Consider the following 21,102-nt stretch of genomic DNA (forward strand, 5'->3'; position numbering starts at 1 on the left):
ACCTCCTATTATGCATGTGATTCAATGTTTGCTGAATAGTTCTTTGTTTCTTGTTCATGGAACCAAGCGAGCAACGAATCCCTCCGGAAAAGAATTTTTGAACCTACCTTCGTATGGGGCAGTCTCCCGGCACGGCATTCTGCATAAAGCTTGTCTTTTGAGATCTGGCATTCGAATACCTCTTCCCACGCTTCCTTGAGGGTTAAGGTATTGCGTTTTGCTGCAGGAATATAATCAATGGATTGTTTATAAAAATCACGCATGTAAAATACCTCCTTAATTTGAGAGTAAAGCTTATCGAGACCGCCAGCAATTTTCGGACAACCCAAATTTATTCTCATGGTATGGGGACTAAAATTGTTTTTTTCTTGTAACCGACCTCCATAATTCAATTGTTGGTGTTCCCTGTTTATAAGCCGCCATTTAGATGATGGGGGAACTCGGCTGATTGAGATTAGTTATTGGAAAAAGCACAAAAAAGCCCTTTTCAGTAGGAGAAATGCATACTACCTGAAAAGGGCTTTTTATTATCGACGAAAAAAACGTCCATTTAAATTTAAGCACAGAATTAAAAAAAAAGAATGATTCCCAGACCGTCTGGAGGGAATAGAAGTAATGGTTGAAAACTAATATAGTATACTATAATAATAGATATTTCAATAAGTCTTGTCAAGATAATGGAGGGATCAAAATCCATGTCTGATTTAAACAGGGATGAATTGATGCAGGTCTTCAAAAAAGTAAAAATATCCGTTCGTCAAAAGGCAAAAGAAGCAGGAGCCCCGTTATTCTACGTACAAGACGGTCATTATATTCGTGAAGAGCCAAATGGCGAAAAAATAGTACTAGATAAGGGGGAAAGGAAAATAGATCCTTACTACAAAAAGTAGCATCCTTATCTAAATAGTATGCATTACAAAACTAAATTACAGACCAATATAAACCCTTTTCGGCCATGAATCCTAATGCCAGAGAAGGGTTTAATACTAAAGTATGTAAATCTAGGCATGTTTATTGGGGGGCAAGAGCTTTAGTATATCCTCAGTAATTTTATGTATCGTTTTTATCTCTTGTACGGACCGTGGTTTTAATAAGTAGTTATGAAGGGTTAGGATATACCCTTTGCTTGTTTCCTCTTCAGAGATTAAATTGTTGCCCAAGTTTTTTAGATTTAGAAAATGTTCAATATCTACATCCAATGCCGAGATAATTCGTTCTAAAGAGTCCAAGGAAATATTTCGGGTCCCCCGTTCGACCGCACCGACATATTGGTACATCAGCTCTGCCTTTTCGGCTAATTCGACTTGCGTTAATCCTTTTTCCTTTCGAACAGCTCTTATTTTTTTACCTATAAGTTTTCTGACAGTATCCATTTTCGCCATCCTCCTGAATTTATGCAGATATAAATCTCATAAGGTTTATTTGCAGTATTTAAGCCTTATACGAGGCTTGTGAGAGATAGGTGATGTATATATTTTTATTATATGAAGTATTTTTGATAGCTTCGAATTTTGATAGGGGGATTTTTAATGAAGGCAGATCAGATACATACGTTGATTCTTGTGAATGAAGAAGGCGTAAAAAAATGTTTTCGGTATAAAAATATAGAGCGCAACGAAGATCAAGTGATCCTAGAGCTTAGAGATGGGGAAGAGGTACATAGGATGGCTGTTGCTCAAACGGAAGATGGGATATCTAATTTAAAGGGGGACGATGGAAAGCTCCACAGGGTTTTAGGTATATCCTATCGTCCTAATCATGTTGATGAAGAGATTTATAAGTTTAATATTGCTGACTCATACCAGAACGCGCTTGACTTAAATAAATTTATTTAAGCAAGCTTCTACCCATACTAATTAACGAGGGGATACCTATGGTAAATCAATCAAATAAGATGACCGATGTCCTTCGGGAATGTATAGCTGAGCTGTACTGCAGGAAAGTTTCATTAAGCCAACAGAATAATCCGCAAATGTTAATAAAGGTTCAGAAATTCCGGTCTCATATGGATAACGATATGATGCCAGTGAAGGATTTGTCGGATCTTGAATTACTGAGATTTGCAGCAATGGTGTTGGACCAGATTGATAACCCTGAGTAGCCTGCTTACTAATCTAAAAAATCCGATCATTCGCCAAATAAACCATTAGAAATATAGTTAACCCTGAAACAGGTTGATGGGAGTAATAGTCGTTGAGGAATGGTGGAGAACGGTATTTCATTTTGGAGGGGTGACGAGCTAAAAGGGTATAACCGGATGTTCAGTTATACCCTGAGGGTCTATTTAACAGCGGGTTTATCCACCCGTATATACCTTGAGAACATTGGTGCGATTATGGCCAATTTCCTTAGTTATCTTCTGTGCAGCCTTCGTTTCATGTACTCCATTTTTAGATAGTTCAGTTTCAAAACGGTCTTGTACATAATTGTAACGTAGACCATGCATTGTTAGTTCACGAGGGGTACCATATCGATGATCATTCCTTTGTTGTTCCCCTTCTCGTGTTACAATTTTTTCGCGTTGGTAATTAATGAATTGCTGGATCCTATTTGTGACATGGTGGACCTTTTCTCCCTCCTTAACAAAGACCTTCCCCCCTCGAGGGGTTATTTGCATAAGCTTTCTCATTATGCGCTCAGCTGTGTGCGTCAGAGGTACATCCCTATGTTTTCCGTTCTTAGCTTCGCCTTTAACTGTATGGATATGTGTGCGCAGTGCCTTTTCAACTTGGGCACGTGACATAGCTACAACCTCAGTTACACGAAGCCCAAGTTCTTTTGCTAAGGTCATAGCATCCTTAATATCTTCCCGATTCAAATTAGTGGCAAGCTGCAACATTCGATCAAATTCTTCGCTGGTCCATGATCTGTCTCCATTAGCAGAAAACGCGCTATCTAGAACTAGTCCATATTTATCCTGGAGGACTCTATTATCCGATAACTCATACCGCGGGTTTTGGATAAGATCATGGAGGTACCGGATAGCACATAAATCATTAAGGATTGTTTTCGCTGTCATCCCTCGATTTTGTCTCTCCGTAATGTACGCTGCTACATGTTTATCATGCAGATTGCGAAGATTTTGAAGTTTAAACACATCATTCAAATAAGCAATAAAGAGCCTGCAACTCCCAATGTATCTTTTTCTGCTAAGATAGCTGTTTCTTTTACTGTGTTTGAAGCAAATTTCCATCTGTACTTCAATTGTGGATTTCCCCATTAGGCGTTCTCCTCAAGTTTTTTTAGAGTACTGATAATTGTTGCTTTAAGTTTATTTTTTGATCCATTACTAAGATTTAAAAGGAGAACCTTGGAGATGGCCATTTGAATCTTCGCAATTTCCTTTTCTTCAATATCATCAATTGGAGTTTCAGTCTTAGGTACTGAATCAATATTTTTTTCTGAGTTTCCTACTGTGTTACAAAGAGATTCAATGATTGTTTTGATTTCATTGACTGTAAGTTTCGGGTAATTCGTTTGTTGCATGTAATCATAAAATAGATTTTGCATATCCATTGAAAGGCCTGATAATGCCACACCGCCCATTAATGAGATATTTCCCTCAGATACCAAACTTTGAATGTTCGGGTTTAATTTCAATAGCTGCAAATGCCGTCCAACTTGAGCTTCGCTCATCCCAAACACAGCAGCAACATCCTTACGCTTTTTTTGTCCATTATCCCGCGCATCATGCGCGCTTTTTCGGCCAGCTGAAATATTCCAAGCCTCGTGAAGGGAGTCCATCTGTTTTGCTAGCTTGATGTAATCGTCTTCCGCTCCACGGCGTGCCTTGTTTTCGGTAATTAATAATTCAATTGCTTCTTCTTCGTAGGAGTAGTCTACCAACTTCGCATCAATATACTCATAACCCAGTTCCTTGCAAATTCTCCATCGGCAGTTTCCGCTAAGTATGACCATTTCTTTATTAATTAATAAGGGGTGTTGTAATCCATGGTCTTGGATGCCTTGGCGCAAAAGCCCATATTCAGATGGTGTTAATGCTGAAAATAATTCTTGATTTAAGGGATGTTCTGTTAGCTGGTTGATGGGTACCGATTGAATTTGGTCATAAATTTTCTGCATACTGAACTCCAACTCCTTATCATTTTGTTTTATTAAAAAAGACATAGCTCAACTAAGGGCTAAGCTCATCTTCTGCTTTTCTTCATAGATCATGAATGGGGAAGCCTTGGTATATGTGAGATGAACATGCCAATTTATAAATTTCTCTCTGAGTCTCTGAGAGAAGGATTAAGTTTTCAATGAACATTTTTTTGAGTAAAGATAAGCTTTCCCAGGACGGGTGAGCATAAAGCTCTGCTTACAACAACCCGCATTAAAGCAAGCAATAAGCTCGGTAAAAGACCAGGTCGTTTTCTTGCCCGATTGTTTGTAACCATAGCTCGGCGGGACGATCCCGGCTATGTTAGGTGCACCTATCTGCCGTGCCAGCGCTTGTCGCTCATAATGAGCTTTGTGTTATTTGGTGAACTTATGGGCTTCACCGAACCCCAATTTAGCGTATATACGCTATAGACCTGAAAAATCAGTAAAGAGAGAATTTATATAAAAAGCCAAGAAATTTTGTCCATGTAGACATCATTTCTTGGCTTGGAAGCGCACGAATAAAATATAAAAAGCCCTTGGGCTGGTTAGTCCTTTGACTTCACAAGGAATAACTTGCCCAAGGGCTTATGGTTCATAGAGAACATATAAATAATCAATCCAAATAGGAATTAAAGGCACAGTCTTCCCTGAGGAAGAATTTAAGAGTTAGAATGACTGCTAGCGCCTGCCGGCAGTAAGGGAATGAGTTAAGGAAGGTATAGGCTGAATATATATCATTACGAAATGGAATGCAAGCAAGAATTTCAATGAATCCTCAGCTTGTATTATCAGGTTAAAATAGGGTGACTTTAAGTCACCCAGTGGTTACTCTAAGTCACCCAGAGGTGACCTTATCTTTTTACATGCTACTGCAGATTGAAGTGTTACAGGAGCAAGTAATATCGGCTTACAGCATAGGTTTATTGAACATTGTTATATGCACCTACTTATAAATAGCTAATATAGGGTGACTTTAAGTCGCCCAAAGGTCACTTTAAATCACCTAAAGGTGACCCTATCTTTTCTATTAAATGTGGCCTTTAAAGCCGGGTTTAATTATGTTCTTTCATCATTTAAAAAACGAATTGCACTAATCTTTTCCATTGCATTAAATGTGTTACAATATTAGATAACTAACTTACAAAGGATGAAACCCATGCCGGTTTACAATAAACTTGTTCGTGATCTTATTCCCCAGGTGATCAAAGCAAATGGTAAGGAATGTCGTACACGTATTTTAGATGAGGAAGAGTATAAAAAAGAGCTGGTCATAAAGCTAAAGGAAGAGTCAGAGGAATATTTCTCAGCCCAAGGTCCAAAAGAATCATTAGAAGAACTTGCGGATATGCTCGAGATCATTCGGGCTTTGGCCACCGTACATGGTGCAACGTGGGATCAACTTGAAGCCTTGAGAGAGAAGAAGGCGGAAGCACGTGGCGGTTTCCAGAAGCGGGTGTATTTAATCGATGTCGACGACAACAACGCTTAATGTCAAACTGATTACAGAGAATTTAGCGGACGAGTTAATCACCGGGATGCAGAATGCATCCGGTATCTATATCATGACTTCCTTTATAATGCAGTCGGGGGTGCGCTTGTTGGCGCCCCATCTGAAAGGTGCGATAGAGCGGGGAGCTGAAGTTAAGGTTTTGGCCGGCGATTATCTTTTTGTTACGCAGCCAGAAGGCTTGCAGGCTTTACTCGATATTGATGCACGGCTGGAAGCACGGTTATGGCGAAGTATGGGAACGTCCTTTCATCCTAAAGCCTATCTGTTTGACTATGAAAATGGTGAAGGGCTGCTTATCGTCGGTTCCTCCAACTTCTCCATGTCTGCTATGAGAATGGGAATGGAATGGAACCTAGCGATGAATGCAAAAGCTGAGCCCTATACCTTCCAAGTCGCTTTGGACAAGTTTATGCAGAATTTCTATCACGATTCAACATTATCGTTGAATGAGCATACCATTGCTATCTATGAAGAGGAGTATCGTACCTGCCATCGTAAACACCCGGAGTTAATCCGCATGATCACAGCGATGGAAGAGGATGAATACCGTACCGAAAATATAGGGGAACCTGAAGAAAAAACAGTTTCGGATGGCGAACAAACTCCTATCCATCCTAGATTTGCTCAAATCGATGCACTGGATGCATTAGAGAGAACGCTAGAAGAAGAATATGATAAAGCCATGGTTGTCATGGCCACGGGACTTGGGAAGACCTATCTTGCAGGATTTTTTGCTCAGCGGTTTAAACGTGTGCTATTCGTAGCACATCGTGAAGAAATTCTCTTTCAGGCAAAACGATCGTTCCAGCGTATCATGCCGGACAAAACCTTCGGTATCTATAACGGGGTCATGAAAGAGGGAGACGCTGACTGTGTATTTGCTTCGATTTACACACTCGGGATGAAAAAGCACCGTGAATCCTTCGTTCAGGACCAGTTTGATCTTATTGTAGTAGACGAATTCCACCATGCTGCCGCGAAGTCGTATCAATCGGTCATCCAATATTTTAAACCGAAGTTTTTACTTGGCATCACAGCAACACCAGACCGGATGGACGGCAAGGATGTCTATGCCCTTTGTGACGGTAACGTTGCCTACCAGATTCATTTTATTGAGGCCATCCGTCGTGGCTGGTTGTCTCCATTTCAATACTTCGGCGTCTATGACGATACCGATTATTCATCCATTAGATGGCTTGGAACGCACTATGATGATGAACAGCTGACTGCGGCACAGCTAAAACAAACGCTGGCCGTCAAGATATACGATGCCTGGACAGAGTACAAGCAAACAAGAACGATTGGTTTTTGCTCGTCCATTCGGCAGGCGGAATTTTTGGCGGGCTATTTTCAAGACAGGGGAGTATCAGCGGTCAGTCTTCACTCTGGAACAGTAGGAATCACAAGGGAAGAGGCGATTACACGTCTAGCCAGAGGGAGCTTAGAAGTTATATTTACAGTCGATTTGTTCAATGAGGGTGTAGATATTCCTAGCGTAGATACCTTGCTTTTCGTCCGTCCAACGGAATCATTAACGGTGTTCACACAACAAGTTGGTCGGGGGCTGAGATTGTCAGAGCAGAAGTCGCATTGTAAGATCATTGACTTAATTGGAAATTACCGAAATGCTGACGTGAAGCTTCGATTATTTGCAAGTGAAGGGGAAGCAAAGGGAACAGCAAAGGAACCAGTGATTCCATCTGTACCGGTCGGATGTGAGCTTCATCTAGAGACGGCAGTTATCAATCTGCTCGATGAGTTAAGCCGTAAGAAGCTACCACATCGCGAGCGTTTGCATCGTTCCTTCCTTGATCTAAAGAATGAGCTCGGACGAATCCCTACTTATCTAGAGCTTCACCTTTATGGGAGATCAAATAGCTGGGAGTATCGAAATGAATTCGGTTCTTATGTTGGCTTTCTTCAATGGGCAGAATGCTTAACGAAGGAAGAAGAGGAAGCTTATTATCAATATGAAGCATGGATCCGTGATGTCGAGAGAACGGTCATGACCAAGAGTTATAAAATGATTGTTCTCCTTTATATGCTCGAACGAGGATCGGAACATTGGGCGGAGTCAGTAACCTCTAAGGAGGTAGCACCATTCTTTCACGGTTACCTTATGGAAAAGGAATACCGAAGACGAATCGATTTCTCCGACAAGGACTCGAAACGGCTCTGGGAGTATAATGAAACAGGGGTTAGCCAGCTTATTGAACGTATGCCAATGACGAAGTGGGGTTCGGCTAAAGGGAATATGACCCGCTTCGAAGATGGGGTGTTTAGTCTAAGAATTGAGCCCGCTCATGAGCATCGGTCAATCCTGTATCGCTGGACAAAAGAAATTTGCCTTTATAGGCTGCATCATCATTTTGAACGAAAAGAGCAAAAGCAAGGACCCCTTCAGTAATGACGGGTCATTTACGAAAAACTCAAATTATTAGTAAACCAGGATTATGTCAAGATCTGCAGGTGTTAGCAAAATTGAGGCAGTATTTTGATACAAGTTCAACTGAAGTGATGAAGAAATCAATATGACTAAATCTTAATCTTTAGATGATCTGAGGTTTCACAATTCACCTATTACTTAAACCTCAAATTAGAAAATGCTCGTTGAGACCGAGAATGAATCTCTATTGAAATCCCTAAAGTTTTTATTAATGAACTGGTTGAACATGTACAATCAAAGAAACGTATGAGACTTATGTCTCAGCGCTTTTTCCGTATAATTATATTAGTAATTCACATGTAGGACTAGAGTTCTATACCATAAGATAGTATAACTAGATTGTAGGGGGAAGAGCCCGCATATGCTGGAGCTTGGAGTATACGTAAGTCCTAGAGGGAATGATCTGGATCTGCTGTATCTTTCTGCGGCATGCGTGACGCAGAGTCCGCATGCTGTTCGAGGTTATTGGACGACACCAGTCGCTATCCTGTGCGTACAAAGTAAGCGCTGCCGGAGACGTCGATCTCGATGAGTTCGTTTTATAGGGGACAAGTTGGAGCCGAGTATGGTGGCCTAGGTAGTTCGCGAAGTATTGCCGTTCTTAATGTACATGTTATTAGTTCTTAGAGGATGGGTGTTATGGAGAGTCAACTTTTAGATAAATTGAAGTATGCTTTTTCAAAGGCGTCTTTTTTACTGGATGGAAAGTTATTGATAAAAAATAATTATATATCTCAACATGCTGAAATTATCATGGAACTCCTCACAAAATCAAGAAAAGAACGTGGTATTATTCTTCATCAAGGAACATCCTTGCCTCTTTATTTCGCAACAGTGCTTGCCTGTTTTAAAACTTATTTATCCGATGACAGGGATGATGCTGAATTTCTTGAAGAGCTGAGTGTTGGGGACCTTGTTCTGTATGAAAACAAAAGGGGGATATATGAAGGTAGAGATGCTGATGGGAAGATAATCATTTATTACAACGACAAGGGAGGGACTAGGACAAAAAATCTGATCCCGATATCACTTGTTAACCGAATACAGCCATATTACGGAAACGCTAAAAGTCTTGACGGGAGGGGGATTAAGCGTAAGAGGTATGTAAAGAACGTCATATCGAATTTATTCAAAATCGGAACGGATGATATAAAAAGTGTTGTCAGAAATTCTGTGGTTGTGGTTTGTGATAAGTTAGAGGCAGATCAATTTATTAGTCAGCTTAGCCTTTTGGTTGATCAATCTCAGGCAAAGGTAGGGGATATTTTTCCGGCTGCTTATTATACATCGAATGAAGTCTATTACTACTCTGGTAACTCGGCGAAAGTAGATCCTCTCATTAAATTTACTAGTAAATTATCTGTGGCGCGTGAATTAATTATTGATGATAAATGCATTGAAATGCTTCTTATCGATGGGGCTAACTATTTCGCAGAAGATATTTCAGAAATAACAAGTGTTTACAACCGGGGCTCACTGAAAAGCATCATCATGCTTGGTGAAGTCTGCAAGGGTTTGAATTCCAGAACTTTAGATAATCTAGAAAATCTCAAGTTGTATCTTTGGACAAAGGATAAGATTCAGCTGAACAGTGACGACGTTCTAGCTGGCGTAAACGTTCACGATGAAAGTAAGCGCCTTGATAAGTTATTGAATAATTATATAAACGTCAATTTTGAAAAGGTTAGGGTGAATTTCGAGTTTTCAGATGTAATAGTTAAATGCAAACAGGATATATATTCATTATCGAGGCATCCGCAGGAAAATGAAAAAAAGTCATTGTTTATTAAAAAATCATATTGGTTACTCAATCTTCTTGAGAAGTCATTCTTTCCAATTGTACAGATGGAGAGGCTGGTTGCTGAAAACAAAATTAATGCTCCCTCTCCTGATAAAGAACTCCAATCGTTAGTAGAATTAACAAGGGAGTTATCTGGTTGGAATTTTGAATCATTAATGCAGAATGTGATAGGGAACCTTCAAATAATTAAAAGGGGACTTGACGAATCTAATCCGAGATATAACTACTTGGTAGAAAAGTTAAAAGACTTTAAACTAACAAAAAGAAGATTTTCGATTATTTGCGCAAAAACATATTATGCAAAAGTCTTTTTAGAGTCAGTACCTCACTACTTGAGGGAGATAGTTGAAAAATGTGACTTTTTCACACCAAACAAATATAGTTCAAACACGAATTACCACAGTGTAGAGGTTATTGGGGTTTGGGATTGGTCCAAACTAAATCCGTTGTTATTATGCAATGCAAAGACTATTTCTTTTTTGTTATACGATCACGAGAGCAAGAGACTTACACAAGCACAAGATCAAACAAATCGTAGGTTATTATCCATAAAAGAGAATAATATGCTGATAGAAACATTTAATAATGTTACCAGGCAGCAAGATGAGGAAATTACTGTTAGTGTGGAACGCGATGAAGAATACATTGACAACTACCTGGAATCTATTACGAATAATATTAATTTCACTGTGGTCTTGGATAGTTTGAGAGAATCCTCTAGTTCTGGCACTCAGATCTCTGAAATTATAAAGGTTGCAATGTTAGATACAGGGGAACGACTTTTTTTAACACGATATTATTCCCCTTATGTATTTGATGTCGATCGTCAAAATATAACTGAGAAGGAAGTACCTTCGTTAAGTGTTGGAGATTTACTAATATTTACGAATTACGATAACGACACAAGGGATATCGTAGAGAGAATAATTGATATTATTTTACAAAGTGAAGACTGTGAAGAAAATTTTCGTGAATCTTATCGGAAGTCATTGCATTGGAAAAGCGTACTCAAAGACTTGATAAAGAAAAAACGGCTTAGTTATCGGGATTTATCTAATATTATGGCAGATGCCGGGACACTAAAACACGAAGTAACTTTAAGAAGTTGGCTAGATCAGAGCTCTCATATTGTAGGTCCAAGAGATGTTGAGTCATATATGGCTATAGCGAAAATAACTAAAGATCCTCAATTGTTAAAGAATCCGGAGGCTTTCCATCAATCGACTAGAGAAGTCAGAACAATGAGAATTCGTATCTTAAGGTTTCTCGGCAAGAACATCGTTCAAAGCTATAATAAAAATCAGGATGCTCAGGAAGATGAAATCCTTAGTAAGCTGCCAATCGATCTCAATAAAATGTCAAGATTAGTACAAATCGAACAACTTTCCGATACTGAAAACTTACTAATTCCAGCTCATTTAGCAAATAAGCCTGTAATACTCTAAAGTGTGGAGGAAAGAGATGAGAGATACCCTATTAGATACGAGAAAAGATTTATTTGATCAAGTCAAAAAGGAGCTTCTCGGGCCGGGGTCCGAATATTCAATTCCAGACGAAGAACACGAAATAATTACTGACTTGCCAGAAGTAAGATACAGTGTCGGTGTTCTATTTCCTCAAAAGAACCTTATCAATGCGGACAATAACCAAGAAGCTGTACCGAAAACTACCGTTCAGGAAGAGAATGAAGAATCAATTGAAGAGGAACCTTCAAATGATTTTGATGCCAAAAGTGAGAAAAAAAAGAGGTATTTGGGTAACGTGGCAGATGATTCCGAGAATGGTTCCTTAGATGAAGATATCAGCCTTTCGATGCAAAATATGCCATCATCCGTTGGAATGACCTTCTTTGTGGATCAGAACTGTGAAACACTTAGCGTTAAGGTTTCATTTGCTACTTACCGGAAAGCTTTACTTGAGGACTGCAAATTGCCCTTTACTCCGGAGAATGCGGATAGCTACATTCTGCCTACAAAAGTAATTCACATGGTGGAGTATCAAAAACCTGAGGGGCTTCTGGTAATAAAAAGTAGGATGACCCCCAAAGAAGTTACTCAAATTAAACAGTCCGATGAAGTCAATGACGATTACTTAATCGATTGTCTTTATAGGTTAAGTAATCAATTCACAAAAGGCTACGTTAGAAACCCTCATGAGGTCGATGTAAATATTAAATTCACTAATAATTATTTTGAAAAAACGAATCTATCAAATCAAAATATGAAGTGTGTTGCGATTAAACGTCCAACTCCTGATGGTCTTTATGCTATTACCATCTTATTGGTTAACATGAACACTGGTGCATATAAGGGAACGAACTCCTTTTTCCAGCCTAAGATTTTGGCCAATACAGGAAATAATAAAGGAATTCGCTTTAAGGAATATACTAATAGAGAATATGCAGAGAACGGGGATTTAGAGGAAAAAGGACTTGACCTTCTTTACCGGGATAAAAAAGTGTACGCAACCGGTCATGGGGTATCGTCTGATTGGAATGTAATCGATACTGGTGAGGGGCAGATTTGGACGGAGTTTATGCCAACGTTCGAAGTACCTCAAATGGATTTTAGTATTAGGGATAAAAGGGTAAGTATAAATGCATTATCGATGAAATATTTGTCGGATTTGGATTCTACTGAAAGAAACATTAAAATTGCTGCAATGAAGGGTTTGATTGACGCTTATTCAACTTGGATATCCGATATTGAAAAGGTTGGTAAATCATTGGATAAAAAGTTTCAAGATGCTATCGATAAACACATTCGTGATTGCAGGGATTCTTGTGGTCGGATGTACCACGGATTGAAGTTGTTGGAAGAAGACGATAAAATCTATGACGCTTTTCAACTAGCAAATAGAGCAATGTTTATGCAACGGATTCATTCCGCATTCCAGAGAGAAGATCATTACCCTGGTGATATCGAGTTGCAGGAACGGATGGAAAACTTAGACTATTTTAAAATTGAAGATAAAGAGCATAAATGGAGACCTTTCCAGTTAGCGTTCTTATTAATGAGTCTTAGATCAATTGTAGCGGAGACAAGTGATGAACGAGATTTGGTCGATCTCATATGGTTTCCAACAGGTGGTGGTAAGACTGAGGCGTACTTAGGACTTACAGCATTCACTATTTTCTACCGTCGGCTTACCTATCTCGAAAGCTCCAATGGTACGACTGTAATTATGAGATACACTCTTCGATTATTGGCCGCGCAACAATTCCTGAGGGCTGGTACTCTTATTTGTGCATGTGAGTCTATTAGAAAAGATTGCGAAAGAAGAAAACCAAGGTATCCAAAACATACCCTTGGAAAAGAAAGGATTACAATTGGACTTTGGATAGGGGGCACTCATACTCCGAATAAAAATGATAACGCAAAACAATCTCTCGAAAAGCTTCTTAAGGCATCCAGTAGTGACTTGAGGGATGTAAAAGATAAACATAATAAATTTCAGATACTTAAGTGTCCGTGGTGTGGTACGAAGTTAGTGAGAGATCACGACGCTACAGGGAAAGGAATAATTGGCCAATGGGGATATATGATGGAAGGAAAAAACAACTTCCGTATTTATTGCCCTCAAGAATGTTGTGAGTTTGAATCGGCTTTACCCATCCAGATCGTGGATGAAGAGTTATACAAGAGCCCGCCCACGCTATTGTTTGGTACAGTGGATAAATTTGCAATGCTACCTTGGAAAAATGAAGCAGGGAGTTTTTTTGCAGCAACCCATACCACTCGGAATAATAGAACTCCTGAATTAATTATTCAAGATGAGCTACATCTTATCTCTGGACCGTTGGGCACAATTGTAGGTTTATACGAAACAGCAATTGATGCATTGTGCAGCGTAAAAGGCGTGAAACCTAAGATCATTGCCTCTACCGCCACGATTCGACGTGCAAAGGACCAATGTTCGAATCTGTTTAATAGAGATGTGTGTCAGTTTCCCGCACCCGGTATTGATGCATCAGATTCTTTCTTTGCTCGTGAAGCAGAGACCACAGAAAAACCAGGGCGTAAATATGTTGGAATTATGCCATCTGGGAAGACAAAGGCAATGATGGAGGTACGTTCTATCGCTTCAATCCTCCAACGCGTTCATATGATGAATATTCCAGATGAAGTTAAGGATAAATTCTGGACATTAGCCGTTTACTTTAACAGTTTGCGTGATTTGAGTAAATGCTCAACCTTAGTGGATGATGACGTAAAGGACTTTCTCAGAAGGACGGCGTATCGTTTTGGGAACAGGAATTTAACGAGACAAATTGGCTCAGCAGATGAATTAACAAGCCGTATCTCTACCTCACAGTTAAATGAAACTTTAGAGAAGCTGGAGCAAGTTGTTTATAGCAATGAAAACATAAAAGATAAAAAATATCCAATTAATGTATTACTTGCAACAAATATGATTTCAGTAGGTGTGGATGTGGCGCGGCTAAATGTAATGTTGTTAGTTGGTCAACCAAAACTCACGAGTGAGTACATTCAAGCATCAAGCCGGATTGGAAGGACATATCCAGGAATTGCGTTTGTGTTATACGATGGTGCAAAAAGCCGCGATAGGTCCCACTATGAACAATTTAGAAGCTATCACGAGTCCTTCTACAAGTTTGTAGAACCTACAGGTGCGACTCCTTTTTCAAAACCAGCACGTGATCGTGCCCTACATGCCGTTATGGTAACGCTTATGAGGCATAAATACCAACTTTCCCAAGATAATGCGGCCCAGTTTTTTCAGCGAGATGATGAAGCGACGAAAGAGATTGAGTCGTACATCTTAACTCGTGTGAATGAAGTGAAAAAACGGGCGGATATCGAGTTAAAAGATGAGACGGAAGAGATCCTTAGGGAGATGAGCGAGTTCTGGGATGATTGGGCGGATCGAATTAATCGTTCGGCTGGAACAGCATTTTACTATGGCGATAGATACATAGTACAAGACCCACCTTCAGACTCGAAAAGGTTATTAAAAGTATTTGGTAATGAAAGTTCGGATTCCGCTAAAGAAACTCTAACTTCCATGCGGAATGTGGATAGAAGTGTAACTGCGGGGCTAATAATCTGGGAGTGATATCCATGGCGAAATTAGGTAGACAAAAAGATATACAAAGACTTAACAAAGTTACGCATACAGTCAGAAGTTCCCAAGCTATACTTCAGTATGGTGTAGGGGCAATGGTCGATTTCCCCGACCAAACATTAATGACGGCTGCTCCAGAATATTGGGGTACGAGGGTAAGCAGGATTCACGATGAGAGATTAGAAAAGGCATTGAAAGTGGATTACTTTGGAATGCCGGGAAACAGCAATTTCAAGGATGACTGGGGCATTGCATACACCAGGTTCCCCGAGTGGTATTTTTGCCCCAAATGCAGGGTGTTTCAACCGCTAAAATCATGGATCAAGGAGTATGCCAAGAAAGCGACTGCAAAACAAAAGGAAATAGACCCAAACATGAAAAGACCTAGGTGTATGGAGTGTAGGCAGGGTTTAGTTCCAAGCCGTATTGTAGTTGCATGTACAAAGGGGCATATTGATGATTTTCCGTGGGTAAGATGGGCACACGAAAAAAATGTTACTGGTAGACAAGACATATGTCCCGACCCGAAAATAACATTTGAGACAGGAACTACGGCTACTGCAGGCCTAGAAGGGCTTAATATTAAGTGCAAAAGCTGTAATGCACGGGCTACCTTAAAAGGTGCATTTGATAGGGATGCTATGGAAAAGTTAGGTTTTAGATGCACTGGAAGAATGCCTTGGAAGAATCATTCCGTTGATTGTAATGAATCTCCTAGGGTTATGCAACGAGGAGCATCCTCGTTGTATTATCCTAAAGTTGTAAGCTCGCTTGTGATACCTCCTTATTCTGAAAAAGTTAATGATTGGATCTTATCCTCAAAAGGCTTTGAAAAAGCATTGAATTACATTGGGGAATGCGACGAGTTCGAGCGTCAGGAGAATATCAAAAAAAGGTTGGATAAATGGTCAGAGGAAATCTCAATTGAGATATCAGTTGATGAAAGAGTTATAAAGAATATCTTATCTAGACGGTTAGTGGAGTCTGCTGATAACGATTCTGAGATAGTAAATGCAAGTGGGTTGCAATATAGGCTTGAAGAGTTTGAGGCGCTTTCCGGAAAAATTTCAATAAGCAATCTAAATGAAAATGATTTTGTTAGGGAAGAAACCGATATTAATTTCTACGATATCCCCTTTGTAAAGAATGTTTCACTTATTCACAAGATTAGGGAAGTTCGCGCACTTACAGGTTTTACGAGAATAAATCCCTCTGACGCAAATGAAGTAGGAGAAAATATACCTGGTTTTATCCCGATAAAAGAGCCGGAAACAAGATGGTATCCAGGTTATGAGGTTCGTGGCGAGGGGATATTCATTGAATTTAATAATGCTGATATTAATCAGTGGTTTGAACAGAACGAACAAAGCATTCAAAAGAGAATAAAGATTATAAATGATCATTATCAAGCATCGTATCAAGGGGAGTTCACGAGTAGGGTTATTACACCTAAGTTTGTCTTACTTCATACAATAGCTCATTTGCTAATACGTCAATTAAGTTTTGAATGTGGTTACACAGCTGCATCTCTTCGCGAAAGATTGTATTGCAGCGAGCCGGAGGATGGGTTCGAGATGTCTTCCATTCTTATATACACGGCAAGCGGGGATTCGGAAGGAACTCTTGGTGGGCTTGTGAGACAGGGGTACTGGGATTGCCTCCCTAGAACATTTAAAAAGGCAATTGAGTTTGGCGAATTATGCTCGAATGATCCTGTCTGTATATCTAGTAAAGGACAAGGTCGAGACGCGTTGAATCTGGCATCGTGCCACTCTTGTGGCTTACTTCCGGAAACTAGTTGTGAGGAATTTAATGTTTTCCTGGATCGTGCATTAGTTGTGGGGACTTTTGAGGAAAAAGAGATAGGTTTCTATAAAGATTGGATATAGTAATGCAGGGAGGGATTTGCTAAATCTCTCCCTGCTTGTTTTCAATCATTATAAGATTGCCTACCCATACTTATTATATATGTCCTAACCATTCTTAAAGCATGATTCATACCGCTCATCTCCCTTTAATGAACTCGTATCAGGATCCTCTTCAAGCTCCATTTTAATTTCTCGGAAATACTCCGTGCAAGATAATCAAAAGAAAATCGAGCTTATTTTCCATATCGATCACAACCTCTAAGTTTGCATAGGTTTCAAACTTACGTATCTTCTAAGGTAATTATATATTTCAGTTTTATGATTAATTCAAAATGATTTAAAGGGCAAATAACCAAATAAAGTTGTAAAACATCCTCAACACTTGGCGGATATCGAAATTCATTCAGTTCCCAATCTCATCTTTACTTCGACTTGTCCGCAGCTGGCAGACCGTCTTCTTGGTCATAATGGAAAAATCGCAGTTCATCATTTTATATAAATAATCCAAAAGCTTCTCTGTAAAAAGTGCCTAGAAGGTTTCATGCAAAAGTATTGATCGCCGATAGGTCTAAGGCTTACTTAGGAAGCGCCAATTTCACCCAGTATGGTTTTGTGAGAAACATTGAATTATGTATTTTACTTATAGGTAATCAAGTTAGGACCCTTTGACCCTTTATTCTTTATTAAACGTAGTGGAGATGTAAAAATAAAGAGACCTAAGTGAATACCTTAGGTCTCGGTCTTATGCTTGGGTTGCTGCAACTAATTGTTCGGGAAAAAATTCAATTTGGGCTTCGTTTAAGAGTTGGTTGTATATAAGATCCACGAAAGATTGCGCGAGTTTTACGGGCACTGCATTGCCGATTTGAGTAGCTATGTTTTCGCTAGAACCTTCATAAGCATTTCCACCGTCTTTTCCGGTGAATTTGTAATGAATAGGAAATGTTTGAATTAATGCAGCTTCTCTCATGCTGATTGCTCGATCTTCTTCAGGATGTCCAAACCGTCCTTTTGTATAGGCTAAACACCCGCATGTTATGGTAGGAGCATAACTGTCGAAATTCATTCTTCCATAGACATCTCCAAAGTTAACGTTCGACTTTTTATGACATTCCAATGTTAACTGCTCTTCTTTCCAATCGGAACGACTACCTCCATTCCGAGGAGTAGCTCGGATTCTAACTAGATTATCAGGGGAAAGATTTCTACATCTATGTAGTTTATCTTTTTTATCAGCCCCACCGGCTTCTAAACTAGATAAATTGTATCGCTTCAAATACTCCCTTATCGTCGGGGCTTCTTTCTTTTCAGGCCATAAAGAAAGCGGGGTTGTTACATATGGCAATCCCTTAACAGTTTCTTGAATTATCGCGTCGGTATTCGGGAATGCATTTATCTTTTTTCCTATAAGTATCATTCTTTTTCTGTGTTGAGGAACTCCGTAATTAACGGCATCCACTACTTCAAAGCGTAAGTGATATGATGGACGATCCAAATGCTTTTTGTACCCTTCCGAATTCAAATTAGTAAGGACGGATAGGAAGATATGAAAAATTTTGAAGTTAACTATATTATCGACGTTCTCAAATAGGATATAATTGGGTTGGAATATATTCGCAACTCTTATAACTTCCATTATGAGTTTGTTACGATCGTCGACATTAACGACACTCTTTTTGCGGCTGTGTCTTGAAAAACCCTGACATGGCGGTGTTGCGACGAGAAGATCCGGGTTTTCACCATTCAGTTGTTTTTTGATCTTGTTCCATTTCTTTTTCTTGATTTTTCTTATATCTTTGACTAGCAGGTGGTCGCTGCCATGATTCAGTGCATATGTAGTCGCAATAATTTTATCGAATTCCACGGCACATTTTATATCAAAGTGTTTTTTTAACGCTTCGGATACCCCGCCTGCTCCGGAAAATAAATCTATAGCTGAAAATTTCACATGGTACCCCCTACAATAATACTCCTTATAAAGTATTATTGTATAACAATGTGCCGGCTGCTGAAAAGTACTTATATTTGATAATAAAGATTTGGATTTTTGAGGGGAATAATGAATTTAGGAGATGTAAAAATGGCGAAATTTAAGACAAGAGCTAGGGCTGTAGATCTCCTTGGTAAACAGCAAATTAGAGATGAAGTAACCGCTATATCCGAGTTGTTAAGAAATGCTTATGATGCAGATGCTTCGGAGGGACTCATAGACATAAATACCGATAAACAATGTATCTTAGTCTGCGATGATGGGGATGGAATGAGTGCGGATGACTTAGAACAAAATTGGCTTACAATTGGGACTTACTCGAAAAAAACAAAAGATATTAAACGTACAAAAAAAAATAGAGTTAAAATCGGCGAGAAAGGAATAGGGAGATTAGCGGTGTCCTTATTAGGAGATCAACTTTTAATAATCTCTAAAAAGAAGTTGGATGGAAAGTGGTGTGTCCTGTATCTTCATTGGGAACTTTTCAGAAATGAGAAAATGTTTCTTGATGATATAGAAATTCCGTTAAAAACTTTTAACACTCTGGACGAAGTTTCTATATATTTGAAAGATAACAAAAATGATCTGAAAAATATGTTGTTAAATAATTTATATGACTATTCTAGATGGGACAGTGAAATCAGAAATCTTGTAATCGAACAAATCGATTCTTTCGAAATAGAAAAAAAAGTGTTTGATTGGATGAATATAATTGAAAGCCGCAAGGGGGGGACCATCTTCTACCTTACAGATATTGATTCTGGTTGGGATTGGAGGGTGTATGAAAATATTAAAAATCTCCAAGTTCAGGATGAAACACTGGAAATTCGATATCGAAGATTAAAAGATCTGTTGTATTCTTTTCAAAACTATATTGATATTTATGATAAAGAAGTAGAAGAGGAAGAATTACTTATAGCAACAAAAAATGAAATAAATGAAGACGATATCTTCAACCCTAGAATTCACATAAATGGACGCCAATTAGAGGATGAACAGTGGTTTAACAAGGACGATATTAAACTATATGATTATGCATTAAAAGGTAAAATAATTGATGGGACTTTCAATGGCAAGGCATTTATGCGCGGACAGGGCAAAGTAGAGGATGTTTCCGTACCTGCAAGTGAACTATCTATAGGGCTCAGTAATAAAAATTATAAAGATTTCGGCCCCATCTACCTCAAGTGGTATTTTGTAGAGGGAAATGCAGGTGTCTCCTCATTAAATAAAGATCAACATCGGGACATGAGAGGTAAGCTTGAAGAAATCGGCGGAATTTATGTTTACAGAGATGGATTGAGAATTCTTCCTTATGGTGAAAAAGGAAACGATTTTTTGCATATGGAGGAAAGAAGATCTAGACGTGCTGCTACTTATTTATTTAGCCATCGAAGAATGTTTGGTTTCATGGAGATTAGTAAAATCTCTAATCCATATTTGGTGGATAAATCAAGTAGGGAAGGATTCGTGGAAAATTCCAGCTACAATTACTTTCGAAATGTGGCTATCAATTTATTAAAGTGGTGGGCACTTGATTATTTAGGTACGACTCAAGATGAGGGTAAGAGAAATAACTATTTAAACGCATTAAAAGAAGAATATGAAAGGCAAGAGAAGGCTAGACAACAACAATTAGAAGAGGAACAGAAAGAAAAGCAATACTTTAGAGACCTGTACAAAACATTAGATATATTTAGAGAATCTTTGGAAGACCAATCATCCAAATTATTGATTGATATCAATAAAGTATACGAAAACTATAAAAATAAAATAGAATTATGTAGTAGTAAACTGGAAAAGTATAATATAATTTACTCTTTTAAGCGAGAGTGTATTGAAAAAATAGATATGCTTAAGCAACGTAAGCTTGAAATAAATCCAAGATATAATCATTCAATTGAAATTATTGAGTTGGTTGAAGAATTAAATAACGAATGCGCTGGTGAGGTGGTAAATGGTAACAAAAAGCTCGATTTTTTGGCGAGTCAACTTGAACTTGTGTCAGTTTTAAATGAAAACGAGGATATAGTCAACATTTATACTAAATTAGATGAGGCACTTGGATGGATTGATGATTTCATTAGGAAGATAACTGAATTAAAAAACGATCACTTCAAGGATCATTATGAATTATTGGATGAAATTCGAGCAAAAACAATGAATTTACTTGAGTGTTGCGAAAATAATGCTGTCGACGAAAGTAGCATAAGGCCAGGAATTTAGAAGCTTCGTCGAATCCATAAACAGAAGAAGGACATCGCCTTTGAATAGAGAAATTTTTGGTTACCACGC

The 21,102-nt window shown here is 38.8% G+C and carries 15 protein-coding genes; 10 read left to right on the forward strand and 5 right to left on the reverse strand.

Annotation, left to right across the window (positions count from 1 at the left end; translation table 11 throughout):
- Window positions 1-8 precede the first annotated feature (8 nt).
- Window positions 9-263 carry a helix-turn-helix domain-containing protein gene (locus LRL21_RS35160; protein WP_240420473.1) on the reverse strand — a complete coding sequence of 85 codons (255 nt, stop codon included), beginning with the start codon at window positions 261-263 and terminating at the stop codon, window positions 9-11.
- A 432-nt stretch (window positions 264-695) separates the two neighbouring features.
- Between LRL21_RS35160 and LRL21_RS35165 the strand changes: the two genes are divergently transcribed.
- Entirely contained in the window at window positions 696-890 is a 195-nt protein-coding gene (locus tag LRL21_RS35165) for a hypothetical protein (RefSeq protein WP_240420474.1), read from the forward strand.
- Between the two features lie 111 nt (window positions 891-1,001).
- Here the strand turns inward: LRL21_RS35165 and LRL21_RS35170 are convergent, their stop codons facing one another.
- Window positions 1,002-1,373, reverse strand: coding sequence for a helix-turn-helix domain-containing protein (locus tag LRL21_RS35170; RefSeq protein ID WP_240420475.1), 372 nt, complete (start codon window positions 1,371-1,373; stop codon window positions 1,002-1,004).
- Between the two features lie 156 nt (window positions 1,374-1,529).
- Between LRL21_RS35170 and LRL21_RS35175 the strand changes: the two genes are divergently transcribed.
- Together LRL21_RS35175 and LRL21_RS35180 are read left to right on the forward strand one after the other, a co-directional pair.
- Window positions 1,530-1,835 carry a hypothetical protein gene (locus LRL21_RS35175; RefSeq protein ID WP_240420476.1) on the forward strand — a complete coding sequence of 102 codons (306 nt, stop codon included), beginning with the start codon at window positions 1,530-1,532 and terminating at the stop codon, window positions 1,833-1,835.
- A 38-nt stretch (window positions 1,836-1,873) separates the two neighbouring features.
- Complete coding sequence (locus LRL21_RS35180) at window positions 1,874-2,101, forward strand: hypothetical protein (protein WP_240420477.1); 228 nt, start codon at window positions 1,874-1,876, stop codon at window positions 2,099-2,101.
- Between the two features lie 195 nt (window positions 2,102-2,296).
- Here LRL21_RS35180 and LRL21_RS35185 read toward each other — a convergent pair whose 3' ends face one another.
- Both LRL21_RS35185 and LRL21_RS35190 read right to left on the reverse strand, forming a co-directional pair.
- Window positions 2,297-3,220 carry a tyrosine-type recombinase/integrase gene (locus LRL21_RS35185; RefSeq protein WP_240420478.1) on the reverse strand — a complete coding sequence of 308 codons (924 nt, stop codon included), beginning with the start codon at window positions 3,218-3,220 and terminating at the stop codon, window positions 2,297-2,299.
- A complete protein-coding gene (locus LRL21_RS35190; RefSeq protein ID WP_240420479.1) occupies window positions 3,220-4,128 on the reverse strand; it encodes a ParB/RepB/Spo0J family partition protein in 909 nt (302 codons plus the stop codon). The genes LRL21_RS35185 and LRL21_RS35190 overlap by 1 nt, the downstream gene beginning before the upstream one ends.
- A gap of 1,135 nt (window positions 4,129-5,263) precedes the next feature.
- Between LRL21_RS35190 and LRL21_RS35195 the strand changes: the two genes are divergently transcribed.
- The 6 genes from LRL21_RS35195 (at window position 5,264) to LRL21_RS47000 (ending at window position 17,486) form a co-directional block, all read left to right on the forward strand.
- Window positions 5,264-5,596, forward strand: a complete 333-nt coding sequence (locus LRL21_RS35195) for a nucleoside triphosphate pyrophosphohydrolase (RefSeq protein ID WP_240420480.1) — start codon at window positions 5,264-5,266, stop codon at window positions 5,594-5,596.
- On the forward strand, window positions 5,574-8,024 hold the full coding sequence (locus LRL21_RS35200; protein ID WP_240420481.1) for a DEAD/DEAH box helicase family protein: 2,451 nt from the start codon (window positions 5,574-5,576) through the stop codon (window positions 8,022-8,024). Before LRL21_RS35195 ends, LRL21_RS35200 begins: the two co-directional genes overlap by 23 nt.
- 678 nt (window positions 8,025-8,702) lie before the next feature.
- Window positions 8,703-11,309: a DrmE family protein gene (locus LRL21_RS35205; RefSeq protein WP_240420482.1), complete on the forward strand. Its 2,607-nt coding sequence runs from the start codon at window positions 8,703-8,705 to the stop codon at window positions 11,307-11,309.
- 16 nt (window positions 11,310-11,325) lie between these two features.
- A complete protein-coding gene (locus tag LRL21_RS35210) occupies window positions 11,326-14,940 on the forward strand; it encodes a helicase-related protein (protein WP_240420483.1) in 3,615 nt (1,204 codons plus the stop codon).
- A 5-nt stretch (window positions 14,941-14,945) separates the two neighbouring features.
- Window positions 14,946-16,838 carry a DUF1998 domain-containing protein gene (gene drmB / locus LRL21_RS35215; RefSeq protein WP_240420484.1) on the forward strand — a complete coding sequence of 631 codons (1,893 nt, stop codon included), beginning with the start codon at window positions 14,946-14,948 and terminating at the stop codon, window positions 16,836-16,838.
- Window positions 16,839-17,342: 504 nt separating this feature from the next.
- Entirely contained in the window at window positions 17,343-17,486 is a 144-nt protein-coding gene (locus LRL21_RS47000) for a phospholipase D-like domain-containing protein (RefSeq protein ID WP_420832527.1), read from the forward strand.
- Between the two features lie 73 nt (window positions 17,487-17,559).
- Here LRL21_RS47000 and LRL21_RS35220 read toward each other — a convergent pair whose 3' ends face one another.
- A complete protein-coding gene (locus tag LRL21_RS35220) occupies window positions 17,560-18,765 on the reverse strand; it encodes a DNA cytosine methyltransferase (RefSeq protein WP_240420485.1) in 1,206 nt (401 codons plus the stop codon).
- Window positions 18,766-18,897: 132 nt separating this feature from the next.
- Between LRL21_RS35220 and LRL21_RS35225 the strand changes: the two genes are divergently transcribed.
- A complete protein-coding gene (locus LRL21_RS35225; protein WP_240420486.1) occupies window positions 18,898-21,033 on the forward strand; it encodes an ATP-binding protein in 2,136 nt (711 codons plus the stop codon).
- Window positions 21,034-21,102 lie beyond the last annotated feature (69 nt).

Origin of the sequence: Paenibacillus periandrae, assembly GCF_022458865.1 — a bacterium.
Taxonomy (GTDB): Bacteria; Bacillota; Bacilli; order Paenibacillales; family NBRC-103111; genus Paenibacillus_S; species Paenibacillus_S periandrae.